General features: G+C 65.5%; 17 protein-coding genes. 13 read left to right on the forward strand and 4 right to left on the reverse strand.

Translation table 11 applies throughout. The annotated features are described in order from the left end of the window. Position 1: 1 nt before the first annotated feature. Entirely contained in the window at positions 2 to 1,222 is a 1,221-nt protein-coding gene (locus AC1IN8_RS05710) for a winged helix-turn-helix domain-containing protein (protein WP_479758336.1), read from the reverse strand. 74 nt (positions 1,223 to 1,296) lie between these two features. Beyond that, positions 1,297 to 1,938 (reverse strand): class I SAM-dependent methyltransferase, encoded by a 642-nt coding sequence (locus AC1IN8_RS05715; RefSeq protein ID WP_479758337.1) that lies wholly within the window; start codon positions 1,936 to 1,938, stop codon positions 1,297 to 1,299. Between the two features lie 130 nt (positions 1,939 to 2,068). On the opposite strand from AC1IN8_RS05715, the gene AC1IN8_RS05720 reads away from it, so the two are divergent. The 7 genes from AC1IN8_RS05720 (at position 2,069) to AC1IN8_RS05750 (ending at position 8,572) form a co-directional block, all read left to right on the forward strand. Then, positions 2,069 to 2,734 carry a thermostable hemolysin gene (locus tag AC1IN8_RS05720; protein WP_479758338.1) on the forward strand — a complete coding sequence of 222 codons (666 nt, stop codon included), beginning with the start codon at positions 2,069 to 2,071 and terminating at the stop codon, positions 2,732 to 2,734. Further along, positions 2,731 to 4,224, forward strand: a complete 1,494-nt coding sequence (locus AC1IN8_RS05725) for an AMP-dependent synthetase/ligase (RefSeq protein ID WP_479758339.1) — start codon at positions 2,731 to 2,733, stop codon at positions 4,222 to 4,224. Before AC1IN8_RS05720 ends, AC1IN8_RS05725 begins: the two co-directional genes overlap by 4 nt. After that, a complete protein-coding gene (locus tag AC1IN8_RS05730) occupies positions 4,221 to 4,877 on the forward strand; it encodes an iron-containing redox enzyme family protein (protein ID WP_139435758.1) in 657 nt (218 codons plus the stop codon). The genes AC1IN8_RS05725 and AC1IN8_RS05730 overlap by 4 nt, the downstream gene beginning before the upstream one ends. Beyond that, positions 4,874 to 5,722, forward strand: a complete 849-nt coding sequence (locus AC1IN8_RS05735; protein ID WP_479758340.1) for an SDR family oxidoreductase — start codon at positions 4,874 to 4,876, stop codon at positions 5,720 to 5,722. Before AC1IN8_RS05730 ends, AC1IN8_RS05735 begins: the two co-directional genes overlap by 4 nt. Before the next feature lies 1 nt (position 5,723). Further along, positions 5,724 to 6,359, forward strand: coding sequence for a tetratricopeptide repeat protein (locus AC1IN8_RS05740; RefSeq protein ID WP_479758341.1), 636 nt, complete (start codon positions 5,724 to 5,726; stop codon positions 6,357 to 6,359). Positions 6,360 to 6,440: 81 nt separating this feature from the next. Beyond that, on the forward strand, positions 6,441 to 7,133 hold the full coding sequence (locus tag AC1IN8_RS05745) for a response regulator (RefSeq protein WP_247625745.1): 693 nt from the start codon (positions 6,441 to 6,443) through the stop codon (positions 7,131 to 7,133). Then, a complete protein-coding gene (locus AC1IN8_RS05750; RefSeq protein WP_479758342.1) occupies positions 7,130 to 8,572 on the forward strand; it encodes an ATP-binding protein in 1,443 nt (480 codons plus the stop codon). Before AC1IN8_RS05745 ends, AC1IN8_RS05750 begins: the two co-directional genes overlap by 4 nt. A gap of 77 nt (positions 8,573 to 8,649) precedes the next feature. Here the strand turns inward: AC1IN8_RS05750 and rloA3 are convergent, their stop codons facing one another. Continuing rightward, complete coding sequence (rloA3, locus tag AC1IN8_RS05755) at positions 8,650 to 9,150, reverse strand: retropepsin-like aspartic peptidase RloA3 (protein WP_139435768.1); 501 nt, start codon at positions 9,148 to 9,150, stop codon at positions 8,650 to 8,652. A gap of 395 nt (positions 9,151 to 9,545) precedes the next feature. On the opposite strand from rloA3, the gene AC1IN8_RS05760 reads away from it, so the two are divergent. The 6 genes from AC1IN8_RS05760 (at position 9,546) to AC1IN8_RS05785 (ending at position 15,217) form a co-directional block, all read left to right on the forward strand. Beyond that, the gene (locus AC1IN8_RS05760) at positions 9,546 to 10,589 is read left to right on the forward strand and encodes a GMP reductase (protein ID WP_479758343.1); all 1,044 of its coding nucleotides are present in this window, start codon (positions 9,546 to 9,548) and stop codon (positions 10,587 to 10,589) included. A 94-nt stretch (positions 10,590 to 10,683) separates the two neighbouring features. Then, positions 10,684 to 11,859, forward strand: coding sequence for an elongation factor P maturation arginine rhamnosyltransferase EarP (gene earP, locus AC1IN8_RS05765; RefSeq protein ID WP_479758344.1), 1,176 nt, complete (start codon positions 10,684 to 10,686; stop codon positions 11,857 to 11,859). Between the two features lie 43 nt (positions 11,860 to 11,902). After that, positions 11,903 to 12,469 (forward strand): elongation factor P, encoded by a 567-nt coding sequence (efp, locus tag AC1IN8_RS05770; protein WP_011707002.1) that lies wholly within the window; start codon positions 11,903 to 11,905, stop codon positions 12,467 to 12,469. Positions 12,470 to 12,667: 198 nt separating this feature from the next. Continuing rightward, positions 12,668 to 13,279, forward strand: a complete 612-nt coding sequence (locus AC1IN8_RS05775) for a DUF2238 domain-containing protein (RefSeq protein WP_247625741.1) — start codon at positions 12,668 to 12,670, stop codon at positions 13,277 to 13,279. A 107-nt stretch (positions 13,280 to 13,386) separates the two neighbouring features. Beyond that, positions 13,387 to 14,139, forward strand: coding sequence for a DUF3530 family protein (locus tag AC1IN8_RS05780; protein ID WP_202046491.1), 753 nt, complete (start codon positions 13,387 to 13,389; stop codon positions 14,137 to 14,139). Between the two features lie 121 nt (positions 14,140 to 14,260). Then, the gene (locus AC1IN8_RS05785) at positions 14,261 to 15,217 is read left to right on the forward strand and encodes a D-2-hydroxyacid dehydrogenase (protein WP_139435779.1); all 957 of its coding nucleotides are present in this window, start codon (positions 14,261 to 14,263) and stop codon (positions 15,215 to 15,217) included. Between the two features lie 53 nt (positions 15,218 to 15,270). Here the strand turns inward: AC1IN8_RS05785 and AC1IN8_RS05790 are convergent, their stop codons facing one another. After that, complete coding sequence (locus AC1IN8_RS05790; protein WP_139435782.1) at positions 15,271 to 15,747, reverse strand: glycine zipper domain-containing protein; 477 nt, start codon at positions 15,745 to 15,747, stop codon at positions 15,271 to 15,273. Positions 15,748 to 15,969: the final 222 nt, after the last annotated feature.

Consider the following 15,969-nt stretch of genomic DNA (forward strand, 5'->3'; position numbering starts at 1 on the left):
CTCAGCGAGTAGCCTCCTGCCATTGTGCCAGCAGGGGCGCGGGGATGGCGCCAAGTTTCAGGGTCGGGGTCTGGTGCCAGTCGGCCAGTTTTTGCAGCGCCTTCCCCAGATCCTGCGCCAGGGTGCGCGTCACCCTGACCCCCTGCTCCAGATAGAGGCTCTTGACCTCGAACACCCCCTCCTTGCGATGGGCCTTGGCGTCCATCCGGCCCACCAGCTTGCCGCGATGCAGCAACGGCAGCACGAAGTAGCCGTACTGGCGCTTGGGGGCCGGGGTGTAGCACTCGATGCGGTAGTCAAAGCCAAAGAGCTCGCTGGCCCGCTTGCGATCCCACACCAGGGGATCGAAGGGGGAGAGCACGGCGGTGTGGGTCGCCTTGAGGCTGCCAGCCTGGGCCAGGGCCAGCTCATCAAAGAGCGATGCGTGCACGAAGGCGCCGTGCTGCCACCCCTCCACCCGCACCGGCAACAGCTCCCCCTCATCCGCCAGCTGGTGGAGCAGGGCATCGTATTTCCCCCGTTTAAGGCGATAGTAATCCGCCACCCAGCCGGTCTTGACCAGCCCCAGCGCCCGGCAACTGGCCCGCACCATGTCCCGCTGGGCCTGCTCGACACTCGGCAGATCCCGCTCGTCGTTCCACTCCGGCATGACACGCTCGGCGAGATCGTAGACCCGCTGGAAGTTGCGCCGCTCGCGCACCATCAGGCGCCCTGCGGTGAACAGTACCTCCAGGTGGCGCTTCTCGGGCTTCCAGTCCCACCAGCCGTTGCCCTTGCCCTCCTTGCGTTCGAAATCGCTGGCCCGCACCGGGCCATCCCGACGAATGCGCTCGACTATCTGCTCTATCTCGCCGCCGTGGGTCTTGAGCCACTGGGCGGAGAACTTCCAGCCCATGGCGGCGGGATCCAGCATGCGATGGCGCAGCAGCCGGTAATCTTCCCGGGGGACGAAGCAGGCCTCGTGAGCCCAGTACTCATAGATCTCGCCATCGGCCAGCAACTGCTCCAGCCAGCGCGGATCGTAATGGCCGAGCCGGCTGAACAGCACCAGATAGGGGCTGCGAGCCACCACAGAGATGGTGTCTATCTGCAGCAGCGCCATGCGCCTGATGCAGGCCAGCAGATCGGAGGGAGAAGCCTTGGCGCGGCGCGGGGTCAGCAGCCCCTGGGCGGCGAGTTGCAGGTGGCGGGCGTCTTGCAATGACAAATGGGGGATCGACATGGAAATAGGGGCATCCGTTCCTGGGTTTCAGGCCACCAGCATGCCCAACTCATGGCCAAATGAAAACGCCCGTCTCAGGGTTTGACGAGCACGGCCACATCGGCGTGGGGAAACTCGAGCCGCGCCTGCCAGCGGGCTGCCAGGGCACGGAACGAGGCCTCGGCGAAGAAGACGATGTGGGTCGGATCGTGACGGTAGCGCCAGCTCTTGAAACGCTCGTCCCCCAGCACCCGCTGGGTCTGCAACACCAGGACGCCGCCGGGGTTGAGGCAGGCCCAGAGCCCGTCCAGCACGGCGCGGGGGGCGGCCAGGTGCTCTATCACCTCGGTGCTGGTGATGAAATCGTAGCGACGGGTGAGCAGCTCGGGCTGGTCGGCATAGAACTTGTCGTAACCCGCCATCTCGTAACCCGATTCCCGCCCCATGGCGATGAGGGCAGGCCCGGGACCGCAGCCGAAATCGAGGCCGCTGGCCGGCGCCGGTACCCGGGAGAGCACCTCGCCGAAGGCCCGCATCAGAAAACCGCGATAACGGGGATCGTCCACTTGGTTGTCGTGCCCGTCATAGACCGCCTTCTCGGCGCCCTCGTCAAGGTGATCCGCCTCATCCAGCCAGACCAGCTCGCAGTCCAGACAACGGTGATAGCGCTTGCCCGCCACCGGCAGGGGGTAGCTGTGGCGAGCCGAGCAGAGGGGGCAGCTGGCGCTTGATGACATGACGGATCCTCCTGAGTGACAGCCGCGCAGATTGCCTGCCCGCCGCCTCCCTGACAACTTTTTTTACTCCTTAAGGGTTTCTTAAGTTTGCCCTTTTACTCTCAAGCCATCCCAAGAGAAGGAGCCAACCATGACCATAGAGATCCAAGCCCCCTACAGGTTGATCCTGGCCGACTCCCCGCAGCAGGTCATGGCGCTGCAAGCTTATATCCAGGCCGCCTACACCCTCGAATTCAACGCCCGCATCCCCCATTTTCTGCCCTGCCTGCTCGGGCTCTACCGGGCCGATGGGGTGCTGGTCGGCGCCTGTGGTCTCAACCAGGCCTGCAACGGCGAGGGCGAGCAGCCCCTCTATCTGGAGCAGTATCTGGAGCAACCCATCGAGGCCGCCATCGAAACCCGCCTCGGGGTATGTCCGGCCCGCAGCCGCATCATCGAAGTGGGCAACCTGGCCTGCAGCGAGCCGGGCAATGCCCGCCTGATGTTTGCCGCCCTGTGCCGGCTCCTGTGCGACAACGCCCTCGACTACGTGGTGTTCACCGGCACCGCCAAGCTGCGCAACAGCTTTGCCCGGCTGCGCCTCAACCCGGTGGAGCTGGCCCCTGCCCAGGCCCATCAGGTGGGTGAGGACGCCAGCGCCTGGGGGGAGTACTACCGCTGCCAGCCCAAGGTGATGGCCGGGGACATCAACCAGGGGCGCGAGGTGCTCGCCCAGAGCAGTCTGCTGCTCAACCTGCTGGGGCCCATGCCCATGCTTTTTAACCAGGCTGGCCATGACAAGAGGTGCGCCCAATGAGCCTGTTCGACGCCATCGCCCGCCACGCCGGCCTGACGCCGCGCCAACCGGCGCTGCAAGGCAGCCAGGGGGAGCTGGATTACCAGACCCTGTGGCAGCAGATCCAGCACCTGGCCGACCGCCTGCGACAAGCTGGCATTCGCCGCCTGGCCCTCCAGCTCGACAACGGCCTGCCCTGGGCGCTGATCGATCTGGCCTGCACCCGGGCCGGTATAGTGGTCATCCCGGTGCCCCACTTCTTCAGCCCGGCCCAGCAGGCCTGGTTGCTGGAGAGCAGCGGGGCCGATGCCCTGGTGGGCCCCGAGCATGAGGGCTGGCAGGCCGCCGCCCCCCTCATCCTGATGACGGGCAGGCCGGATGAACAGGCGCTGCCCCTGTGGCGCCGCATCCCGGCCAGCCTGCCCGAGCTGCCGGCGGGCACCGCCAAGATCACCTATACCTCGGGCACCACGGGCCAGCCCAAGGGGGTCTGCCTCTCCCTTGCCCAGATGACGGCGGTCTGCGAGTCCCTGGCCCTGCGGGTCGCCCCTGCCCGGGTCGAGCAGCACCTGAGCCTGCTGCCCCTGGCCACCCTGCTGGAGAATCTGACCGGTCTGTACGTGCCGCTGCTCACCGGCGCCTGCAGCCGCATCCCTTCCCTCGGCGAGCTGGGCTTCACCGGCTCCAGCACCCTCAACCCGGCCATGCTGGGCCAGGCTCTGGCACGCTGGCCCAGCCACAGCCTGGTGCTGGTGCCCGAGCTGCTGCGCCTGCTGCTGGCGCTGTGCGCCAATACCCCGGCACTGGCCGAGCGGCTCAAGGGGTTGCGCTTCGTCGCCGTCGGTGGCGGCAAGGTGGCCCCCGAGCTCATCGCCCATGCCCGCGCCCTGGGGCTCCCTGTCTATGAGGGCTATGGCCTGTCGGAATGCGGCTCTGTCGTGGCGCTCAACGGCCCGGACACCGACCGTCCGGGCAGCGTCGGCCGCCCCCTGCCCCACTGCCAGGTGACGATCGCCGCAGACGGCGAAGTCATGGTGAGCGGCAGCGCCATGCTGGGCTATCTGGGGGAAGAGGGCGAGACGGGCAGCCAGATCGCCACAGGGGATCTGGGTCGGCTCGACGAGGAGGGCTATCTCCATATCACGGGGCGCAAGAAAAACGTGCAGATCACCGCCTTTGGCCGCAATTTTTCCCCCGAATGGGTGGAGGCCCAGGCCCAGCTCTGCCCGGCCATCGCCCGCATCGTGATCTTCGGTGACGGCCAGCCCGCCAACGTGGCCCTGATCCAGCCGCTGCCGGGCACCCAGTTCCAGCTGGCCGAGCAGATTGCCCGGCTCAACCAGCAACTGCCCGACTACGCCCGCATCCATCACTGGCTGCCGGTGGCGCTGGATCAGCACCCCGGCCTGCTGACCGCCAACGGCCGCCCCCGCCGCAACGAGATTTATCACCACTTTTCCCGGCAGATCGACCAATGCCTGACCCAAGGCCTCACAGGAGAGACCTCATGAGCTTCTACCAGACCCTGCAACAAGCCACCGCCTCCGAGCGCGAGCACCTGTTCAATGCCCCCATCATCGAGGCCTGCCGCCGCGGCGACATCAGCCGGGAGACCTACCTCGCCTTCCTGGCAGAGGCTTACTACCACGTGCGCCACACTGTGCCGCTCCTGATGGCCACCGGCGGCAAGCTGGGACAGGAGTACGAATGGGTGCGCGGCGCCATCCGGGAGTACATCGACGAGGAGTACGGCCACCAGGAGTGGATCCTGAACGACATCCGCGCCTGCGGCGGTGACGCCGAGGCGGTGCGCCACGGTCGGCCCGGCCTGCCCATCGAGCTGATGGTGGCCTTCCTCTACGACCAGATCCAGCGCGGCAACCCCATGGGTTTCTTCGGCATGGTACAGGTGCTGGAAGGCACCAGCGTCGCCATCGCCCTGACGGTGGCGGACCAGCTCAAGCACGGTCTGGGGCTGCCGCCCCAGGCGATGAGCTACCTGAGCTCCCACGGCGCCCTGGATCAGGAGCACCTCAAGTTCTTCGAGTCCCTGATGAACCGGGTGGAAGACGCCGCCGATCAGGCGGCCATCATTCACTCGGCCAGGGTGGTCTACCGCCTCTATGGCGACATGCTCCATCAGCTCACGGGATCCTGCCAATGAAGCTTGAAGGGAAACGCATACTGCTCACCGGCGCCAGCGGCGGCATAGGGGAAGCCCTGGCCATGGAGCTGGCGGCCCAGGGGGCGCACCTGCTGCTGCACGGACGCCGGGCCAGCGCTCTGGAGCGCCTGCGCAAGGAGCTGCCCCATTCGGAGCGCCATCAGACGGTGACCGCCGATCTGGGCTCGCCCCAGGAGCGGGCCAGGCTGTTGCAGCACCCGGCGCTGGAGGAGGGGCTGGATGTGCTGATCAACAGCGCAGGCTGCAACCAGTTCGCCTGGCTGGAAGATCAGAGCGGCGAGCAGGTGACGCGCCAGCTGCTGCTCAACATCGAGGCCCCCATCCAGCTCACCCGCGCCCTGCTGCCCCGGCTGCGCAAGCCCGCCGTCATCATGAACATAGGCTCCAGCCTCGGGGCCATCGGCTATCCCGGTTACAGCGTCTATTGCGCCAGCAAGTTCGCCCTGCGCGGCTTTAGCGAGGCCCTGGGGCGGGAGCTGGAGGGCACCGGCATCAAGGTGCTGCACTTTGCCCCCCGCGCCACCCGCACCCACCTCAACTCCGAGGCGGCCTACGCCATGAACGCCGAGCTCGGCACCCGGACCGACAGCCCCCAGGACGTGGCCGAGGAGGCCGTCATCGCCCTGTGCAACGAGACGCGCCGCCGCTGGCTCGGCTGGCCGGAGAAGCTGTTCGTGCGGCTCAATGCCCTGCTGCCCGCCCTGGTCGACCAGGCGCTGGCCAGACAGCTGCCCATCATCGAACGCCATGCCCGCCACCCCGCCCCCCTGGCCACAGATCACGGGGACAACTCCGCCTGTGCCACGAACGAGAAGGAACATTGAGATGAAACACGCCACTTTGCGCCCCCGATTTGGTCACAGCCTCCTGCTGCTCGCCCTGGCAAGCAGCCTGGTTCAGGCCGCCGATGCCCTGCCCACCATTCAGCAGCAGTGGGCCCACTGCCAGTATCAGGAGACCGGCAAGGCCAAGGAGAGCTGCCTGGAGGCCCTGAGCGCCCAGGCGGATCAGGCCAGTGCCAAGGAGGCCTTTCGCACCGATCTGCTGATCTGGTCCGCCATCGTCAAGAGCACCTGGGCCGGCGCCAAGGGCGGCCTCGGGGCCCTCAGCCTGGTGAAGGAGGCCAAGGCCAGGCTGGAGATCGCCATCAAGCAGGATCCCAAGGCGCTGGAGGGCTCCGCCTACACCAGCCTGGGTTCGCTCTACTACCAGGTGCCGGGCTGGCCGGTCGGCTTCGGGGATGACGACAAGGCCGACCAGTTGCTCAAGCAGGCGCTCGCCATCAACCCCAACGGCATCGACCCCAACTTCTTCTACGGCGACTTCCTGCTGGATCAGGGGGACAAGGCCCAGGCGAAGCGTTATCTGGACAAGGCCCTGGCCGCCCCGGCCAGACCGGGCCGCGAGCTGGCGGACGAAGGGCGCAGGACGGAGATCCGCGAGCGTCTCGCCAAGCTATAAACACAAGCAGATCAGTGCGCTATTTAAACTCTGCCCACCAACTTGCATACTGGTGGGCAGCGTCATTTGAGGGAGAGAACAATGCGGATCCTGTTGGTGGAAGATGATGTGATGCTGGGGGATGGCATGGTGGATGCCCTGCGCAGCAGCGGCTACACGGTGGACTGGCTGCAGCAGGGGCTGCCCGTCCTGTCGGTGCTCAAGAGCGAGGAGTTCGCCGCCTTAATCCTGGATCTCAACCTGCCGGACATCGACGGCATCAGCCTGCTGCGCAAGCTGCGCCGGGAGGGGCAGACGCTGCCGGTGCTCATCCTCACCGCCCGGGATGCCCTGGACGACAGGGTGCTGGGGCTGGATGCGGGCTCCGATGACTACATGGTCAAGCCCTTCGCCCTGCAGGAGCTCAACGCCCGCCTGCGCGCCCTGGTGCGCCGCAGCAAGGGGCAGGCCCAGGCGGTGCTGGAGTATGGCGACATCCTCATCTACCCCGAGTCCCAGCAGGTCACCTATCAGGGGGAAGTGGTCAGACTGACCCCCCACGAATACAAGCTGCTGCAGGAGCTCATCACCCAGAGCGGCCGGGTCCTGAGCCGGGATCAGCTGCAGCAGAGCCTCTATGGCTGGGACGAGGGGGCCGAGAGCAATGCAGTGGAGGTGCACATTCACCACCTGCGCAAGAAGTTCTTCCCCGAGCTCATCCGCAACATCCGCGGCGTCGGCTACATAGTGCCGCAGCCAGATACCCCGGGCAGCAGAGGGATGCCCGCCCGATGAGTCGCGTCCGCTCCATCCGCCGCTTCCTGCTCTCCGGCATCCTGGCCCTGGTCAGCGTCAGCCTGGCCGTCAGCGGCCTCATCGGCTACCTGGAAGCCAACCACGAGATGGAGGAGCTGTTCGATGCCCGTCTCGCCCAGTCCGCCCGCATCACCAACCAGCTGCTCAGCCGTTATCTGAAGCAGCGCGGCGAGCTGCCCAGCAACGGGGCCGTCTACCAGGAGTGGGAGCAGGCCGTGCCCGACGACCCCCATCAGGAGAAGCGCAGCTTCAGCCAGCTGGGGCGGGACAACGAGTTCACCCCCTACGGCCACGAGTTCGAGCGCAACCTCACCTTCCAGCTGCTCGACGAGCAGGGCACCATACTGCTGCGCTCACCCAATGCGCCGAGTCAGCCCCTGGCCACCCTGGAGCGCGGCTTCGACAGCGAGACCAAGGATCACCACGAGTGGCGCACCTTCACCCTCTACAACGAGGATGAGCGCACTTGGCTCATCGTCGCGGAGCGGGATGACGAGCGCGGAGAGCTGGCCAGCAAGATGGCCACCCTGACCATGCTGCCGCTCTTCATCACCCTGCCCTTCCTGCTCGCCCTGCTGTGGTGGCTGGTGACCCGGGGGCTGGCCCCGCTGCACCAGCTGACCCAGGCCATAGGGGAGCGTCATCCCGCCAACCTGAGCCCGCTCAACCTGGCCATCAAGGCCGAGGAGCTGACGCCCCTGGTGGCGGAGATCAACCGGCTGATGCACACCCTGGCAGACACCATAGAGCGGGAGAAACAGTTCACCAACGAGGCGGCCCACGAGCTGCGCACCCCGCTCGCGGTGCTGCGCATCCACAGCGAGAACGCCCTGGCCGCCGAGGATGAGCAGAGCCGGGAGCAGGCGCTGCGCAAGATGCTGCTGGCGCTCGATCGCAGCGACCGCCTGATCCGCCAGCTGCTGACCCAGGCCCGCATCGACAACCAGCAGGCCCCCGCGCTCGGCAAGCTGGATCTGAGCCTGCTGTTGCAGGGCACCCTGGCCACCCTGGCCCCCATCGCCCTGAAGAAGGATCTGCAGCTCTCCCTGGAGGGGGACGAGCATCTGCAGGTGATGGGGCAGGCCATGTTGCTGGAGCTGATGTTTGGCAACCTCATCGACAACGCGCTGCGCTACACCCAGGTGGGCGGCGAGGTCGCCGTGGTGATCAGCCAGGAGGGCAACAGGGTCAGGGTGGATGTGCGGGACAACGGCCCCGGCATCCCCACCGCCGCCCTGTCGCGCCTGTGCGAGCGCTTCTTCCGGGTCAACCCCCAGCAGGGGGACGGGGTGGGCCTTGGCATGGCCATAGTCCAGCGCATAGTGCAGCTGCACGGCGCGGATCTCGACATCCACAACCGGCCAGAGGGGGGCCTTGAGGTGAGCGTGCTGCTGCCCGCCCCGCCGCGTCCGGCATAGGCGGCGCAGGCCTCAGCAAAGAAAAAGCGCGGGGGCCCAAGCCCCCGCGCACCATAGATGATCCCAACGCGGCCTCCCTAGCCGCAGCTCGGCTGTACCGTGAAGGTGCGGGAAGAGTCCACCGGCCCCAGCTCCGCCAGCAGGCGGCGACCGAGCAGCACGGGATAGATCATGTCGCTGCGATCCCGCAGGGTGAACCACTCCTTGTAGACCTTGTCACCGACACAGATGGACATGGTGACCGTGGGGCGCTCCTCCATGCCACCGGCCCCGCGCACCGTCACGCTGCGCTCCACCGGCCGCTCCAGGGTCTGGCGCACCTCCTTGTCGGTGTTGGCATCGGTCAGTGCCAGGGTGAAGCGCACCCAGGGCTTGCCGTCACGCTTGAAGTGGTGCAGCTCTCGCGCATCCAGCGAGGACGTGAGGGCGCCGGTATCCAGCTTCATCTTGACCGCCACCCCACCGGGCATGAGCACGCCCTTCTCTATCCAGCCATAGACGGTGGGGGCGGCCCAGGCGCCCGATGAGAGGCAGAGGCTGGCCAGCAGCAACCAGCCGGCTTTGTGTGATACGGACAATGTGTTCTCCTCGTCGAAGCGGGCCCACGCTGGCCCTCTGCGCCAGAGTGGGCAGCACGCAGGCCCCTGTCAACTGGCAAACGTGGCGCAGGCGCCCAGAACCCGGGCTTCTGGCGTTCACGGCATGGGGGATCCGACAGCAGTTGACTCTGAGGCAGGGGGCAAAAAGAGGGGAGAGAGGGGCCATTACGAGGTGCTGGATGAAGCTGGTGGCCAACCTCGGGTTGTGACGCCAAAGGCTACCACAATGATGAGCGAATTATCAGTCTTGTTCTGGCGGGATTTTTGCCTAGACTGTTGTAAACCGGAGGCCTTGAAAACCTGCGGTTTTTTTGTGCCTGCCGAAAATAAACCACTGCAAAGTGACGTTCACAAGGCTCAATAAGGAATTTGCAATGCGTATCGAAGAAGACTTGAAGCTAGGTTTCAAGGATGTCCTGTTTCGTCCCAAGCGCTCTACCCTCAAGAGCCGTTCCCAGGTCAGCCTGACCCGCCAGTTCACCTTCAAGCACACCCGGACCCAGTGGCAGGGGGTGCCCGTCATCGCCGCCAACATGGACACCGTCGGCACCTTCGCCATGGCGCGCACCCTGGCGGGCTTCGAGATGATGACGGCGGTACACAAGCACTACAGCCTCGCGCAGTGGCAAGCCTTCGTGAACGACACAGATCCGGCCCTGCTCGGCCATGTGATGGTCTCCACCGGCACCTCGGAAGAGGACTTCATCAAGACTCGCCAGATCCTCGCCATGTCCGAGGCACTGCGCTTCATCTGCGTGGACGTGGCCAACGGCTACTCCCAGCACTTCGTCGAGTTCCTGCGCAAGATCCGTGAAGCCTGCCCGAACCACGTCATCCTGGCGGGCAACGTGGTCACCGGCGAGATGGTGGAGGAGCTGATCCTCTCCGGCGCCGACATCGTCAAGGTGGGCATAGGCCCGGGCTCGGTCTGCACCACCCGGGTCAAGACCGGCGTCGGCTATCCGCAGCTCTCCGCCATCATAGAGTGCGCCGATGCGGCCCACGGCCTCGGCGGCCAGATCGTCGGTGACGGCGGCTGCACCTGCCCGGGTGACGTGGCCAAGGCCTTCGGCGGCGGCGCCGACTTCGTGATGCTGGGTGGCATGCTGGCGGCCCATGAGGAGTGCGGCGGCGAGGTGGTGGAGGTCGATGGCGCCCCCTTCATGAAGTTCTACGGCATGAGCTCCTCCAGCGCCATGGACAAGCACGCCGGCGGCGTCGCCGAGTACCGCGCCTCCGAGGGCAAGACGGTGCTGCTGCCCTACCGCGGCCCGGTCGAGAACGCCGTGCGCGACATCCTCGGCGGCGTGCGATCCACCTGCACCTATGTCGGCGCCAGCCAGCTGAAAGAGCTCACCAAGCGCACCACCTTTATCCGGGTCCGCGAGCAGGAGAACAATGTCTACGGCAAGGAGTAACCTGCCGCAGCCACCGTCACGCGCTGACAGTTAGAAGCCAAGTCACCGGTGTGCTACCCTGCGCACCGGTTTTTTGCATCTGGAACCCCGAGCCATGACAAGCCCCCTGCCCCCCTTTGACTGGGACATCTTCTGCACCGTGGTGGACAACTTCGGCGACATCGGCGTCACCTGGCGGCTGGCCCGCCAGCTGGAGCGGGAGGGGCATGGAGAGGTGCGGCTCTGGGTGGACGATCTGGCGAGCTTCGCCCGCATCTGTCCGGGGCTGGATCCCGCGCGGGATCGCCAGTGGGTTGAGGGGATTCACATCCAGCGCTGGCAGGGCCCCCTGCCAGCGGATGCCATCCCGGCCAAGGTGGTCATAGAAGCCTTTGCCTGCGAGCTGCCCGCCCTCTTCATCGAGCGCATGGCCGAGCAGAGCCCGCCCCCCTGCTGGATCAATCTGGAGTATCTCTCGGCGGAGAGCTGGGTCGAGGATTGCCACGGCCTCGCCTCGCCCCAGCGGGTGGGTAACCAGAGTCTCAACAAATACTTCTTCTTCCCGGGCTTCACGGCTAAAACCGGTGGCTTGCTGTGCGAGCGGGGGCTCATCGCCGAGCGGGAACTGTGGCAGCAGGATGAGGCTGGCCTTGCCGCCTACTGGGCGAGCCTGGGGCTGCCGCCCAGGGTGCAAGACGAGCTGCGGATCAGCCTCTTCACCTACGAGAGCGAGGCGCTGAAAAGCCTGGTCCAGTGCTGGAGCCAGGGCGCCACCCCGGTCACCCTGCTGCTGCCCATGGGGCGCGCCCTCCCCGACGTGCTCAGCGGCGCCGGGCTTGAGAGTGCCATCGGCACGGCCCGGGCGGGGGATCTGCTGCAATCGGGCCAGCTCGCCATCAAGCTGCTGCCGATGACGAGCCAGGCGGGCTACGATCGGCTGCTGTGGAGCTGCGATCTCAACCTGGTGCGCGGCGAGGACTCCTTCGTGCGGGCCCAGTGGGCGGCAAAGCCCTTCCTGTGGCACATCTATCCCCAGGACGATCAGGCTCACATTGCCAAGCTGGATGATTTCCTCGACCACTATCTGGGGGCGCTGCCCGCCGATGGCGGCCAGTGGCTGCGCGCCTTCAACCATGCCCTCAACCATGGGCAGGATGTGCGCGAACTCTGGGCCCAATGGCCGCAATTCGGCACAGTTTGGCAACAACATGCGCGAAGCTGGTCACAGAAGTTGCTTGCCGATGGGGATCTCGTCACTCGGCTGGTGAAATTTTTAGAAAGCCGTATATAATCTGGCAGTTTTTATCTGCCCGTATACGAACAGGAATTTTTACATGAAAACCGCACAGGAAATCCGCGCTGGTAACGTCGTCATGATCGGTACCGAGCCGATGGTGGTCCAGAAAGCCGAATTCAACAAATCCGGCCGTAACTCCGCCGTGGTCAAGATGAAGCTGAAAGGCCTGCTGAACGGCAGCGCCACCGAGACCGTATTCAAGGCCGACGACAAGCTGGAAGTCGTTCAGCTGGAGCGTAAAGAGTGCACCTACTCTTACTTCTCCGACCCCCTGTATGTCTTCATGGACACCGAGTACAACCAGTACGACGTCGAGAAAGACAACCTGGGTGACGCCCTGAACTACATGGTTGACGGCATGGAAGACATCTGCGAAGTGACTTTCTACAACGAGAAAGCCATCTCCGTCGAACTGCCGACCACCATCGTTCGCGAAGTCGAGTACACCGAGCCGGCCGCCCGTGGCGACACCTCCGGTAAAGTGACCAAGCCGGCCCGCCTGAAGGGCACCACCTACGAGCTGGCCGTTGCCGCCTTCGTAGAGATCGGCGACAAGATCGAAATCGATACCCGCACCGGCGAGTTCAAGCGTCGCGTCAACTGAGTTGACGGCTTCACGCCCGTGTTGAAAAAAGCGAGCCCCAGGCTCGCTTTTTCTTTATGGGCACCGGCCCTGCGATCATTCAGCCCCGGTCAGTGACAGCGGCCCGCCCATTGAGAGAGAATTCCCCTGCCCCCTTTCGTCTCGCGCCGTTTGGGGCTACACCATGAAGTCAGGTTCTTCCTTCGCCACAGGCTCCCTATGACATCTCATCAAAAACTCCTGCTGTTGCTGCTCACCCTGGTACTGCTGGTGCTCTCCGGCTGGCAACCCTATGACAGGGTCACCTGGCTGCTGGAAGTCGCCCCCGTGCTCATCGTCGTGCCGCTGTTGCTGCTGAGCCAGCGCAGCTACCCCCTCACCAGCCTGCTCTACTTGTGCATCTTCCTGCACGGGGCCGTGCTGATGCTGGGGGGCGCTTACACCTATGCCCGGGTGCCGCTCGGTTTCGATCTGCAGCAGTGGTTCGATCTCAGTCGCAACCCCTATGACAAGATTGGCCACTTCTTCCAGGGGTTCGTGCCCGCCCTGGCCTGTCGCGAGATACTGCTGCGCGGCCACCATGTGCAGGGCAAGAAGATGCTGGTGTTTCTGGTGATCTGCGTGGTGCTCGCCGTCAGCGCCAGCTATGAGCTCATCGAGTGGGGCGCCGCACTGGCACTGGGTCAGGGCGCCGACGAGTTCCTCGGCACCCAGGGGGATCCCTGGGATACCCAGTCCGACATGTTTTGTGCCCTGGTGGGGGCCGTCAGCGCCCTGTTGCTGCTCTCCCCCCTGCACGACCGCCAGCTCGGCAGGCTTGCCCGGCCCTGAGCCCGTCGAGGGAAGGGCTTGCCCCTTCCCTCTTTCTCGTGGATTCCCCCGACCCCCTTCAGAAATCCGGCACGCCGCCGCTAACCCAGTCAACCGGGGAGCGCATCATGGCCAGATTATCCTTACCACTGCTGTTTTTGACCCTGCTGGCGAGCACCACCTTGCCGGCCAACGAGATCTCGCCCCCAGCCCCGCTCGATCACTGGCAGGAGAGCGACTGGAAGGGGATGCCTGACAGTACCCGGATCGACAAGCAGCGGGTGCTCTTTGCCAAGCACGACGGCGACAGCTACCTGGGGCTCGCCATCCTGCTGCCGGACTGGCAGCGCAGCGGTCAGCTGTGGCAGCTGACCCGGGAGCTGGGGCGACTCGGCTTCGACACCCTGCTGCTGCTCCCCTCCCCCCAGCAGACAGAGCTGGATCCGGCCTCCGAGAAGAAGCAGGAGAACATTGACGCATTTCGCCAGCAATTTGCCGAGCGCATCGTCAAGCTAGGTGACGCCAAGCTGCAGGAGGGCGGCTTCAAGCTGCTGCTGGCGCAAGGCACCAGCGCGGCCTGGGCCGCCAACCTCATCACCAGCGAACAGTTGCCCGCCCCCGATGCCCTGGTGCTGCTCGACGGTTTCTTTCCCAACCAGCTGAGCAACCAGACCCTGGCCAAGCAGGTGGCCCAGGCCAGCATTCCCACCCTGGATCTCTATCAGGAAGACGGGGGGCGCTGGCCCCTGCTGGCGGCCGAGGCGCGCCAGAGCGAGAGCCGCCGCAGCCACAAGCTCAACTACCGCCCCTATGCCCTGATGGCGCTGGACGAAACGCCTGGGCGCATCCAGGGCTGGCTGACCCATCTGGGCTGGATCTGACCCGAACTGCTAGAGAGCATGGGATTGGGCCACCCGGCCCGTCTGCATCCGGGCTGGTCAGCCGCCCCCCATCTTTGGCATCATGGCGACTCCCACGCGGCAGCGAACGGCAGGAGGCTTCATGCAGCAAATCGTGTTTCTCGACAGTGACACCCTGGACGCCGGCATCAATCTGCGTCGCCCCGATTTCCCCCATCACTGGCAAAGCTACCCCGAGACGAGACCGGAACAGGTGGTGGAGCGGCTCAGGTGCGCCAGCATCGCCATCATCAACAAGATCCGCATCGGCAAGGACGAGCTGGCCCAGCTGCCGGAGCTGCGCCTGATCGCCCTGGCGGCCACCGGCAGCGACAACCTGGATCTGGAGGCGTGTCGCGCCGCCAATGTCGCCGTGTGCAACATCCGCAACTATTCGGGCCCCTCGGTTCCCGAACACGCCATGGCACTGATGCTGGCCCTGTCACGCAACCTGTTCGCCTGGCGCCAGTCCCTGCAAGAGGGGCGCTGGCAGCAGAGCGGCCAGTTCTGTTTCTTCGATCACCCCATCATGGATCTGCACGGCAAGCGCCTCGGCATCATAGGCAAGGGCACCCTGGGTCAGGCCCTGGGGCAGCGGGCCAGCGCCATCGGCATGGAGGTCTTCTATGCCCAGAGCCAGGTCGGCGCCCCCGGGGATGAAGACAGATTGCCCCTGGAGGCCCTGCTGCAGAGTTCGGATGTGATCAGCCTGCACTGCCCGCTCACTCCCTACACCCGCCACCTCATCGGGGAGCGGGAGCTGGCCATGATGAAACCGGGGGCCCTACTGATCAACGTGGGCCGTGGCGGCCTGGTGGACGAGCAGGCGCTGCTGGAGGCGCTCGGCAACGGTCGCCTCGGCGGTGCCGGGTTCGACGTGGCAAGCGTGGAGCCGCCGCCCCCCGACCACCCCCTGATGCAGGCGCTGCGTTACCCCAACTTCATCCTGACGCCCCATGTGGCCTGGGCCAGCGAGGAGTCGATGCAGCGCCTCGCGGATCAGCTGATCGACAACATCAACGCCTTCGCCCTCGGCAGGCGCCAGCACCGCCTGGTCTAGAGGACGGACACGAAAAAGGGGCCCCTGGGCCCCTTTCTCTCTCCTGGCAGATCTCAGTCGTCGTCATGCCATCTGTGCTTGCGGTGCTTCTTGTATTTCTTGTGGTGCTTGTGATAGCGCCTGTCGTCGTAATAGCGTTCGTTCTTGCTCTCGTGGCTATCGCCGGTTCTGGCCCCGATGGCGGAGCCACCGGCCCCGCCTATGCCGGCGCCGATCAGCTGGCCCGTGCTGCCACCCACGCTCTTGCCGATAGCGGCGCCACCCAGGGCACCGACGGCGCCCCCCAGGGCAGCCTCATTCTTGTTGCCCCTGTCGGCCGTGGCCGCACCGCCCGCCGCGCCGCCGACGGCGGCCCCCACCAGGGCGCCGGTGTCGCCCCCCAGCTGCTTGCCTATCATGGTGCCCGCCACCCCGCCGACGCCGCCGCCGAGTATGGTGTTGAGGGTCTCGGACGCCTGCGCCTGACCATTGCCCAACAGCAGCGCGCCCAGCAGCGCCACCGCGCTCATGCCGTATTTGTTCATCTCCATGGGGTACTCCTGTCAAACCTGATGTCTGATTGATTATTTTTCCCTGCACTATACAAAGCGCCCCGGACTCCGCTACCGGGATTACGGCGTCTTCGCCGACAGGCGGACTGTCTCTCCTTCGCGACATTGCCCAATCACATGGGCTAACCGACTGAAAATGAATTAAAAAAAAAGGTCACATGGGAAATTATCCCCACCGTGACCCCTTTCCCGGCCATTCAG

This window comes from Aeromonas sp. 130281 (assembly GCF_056642115.1).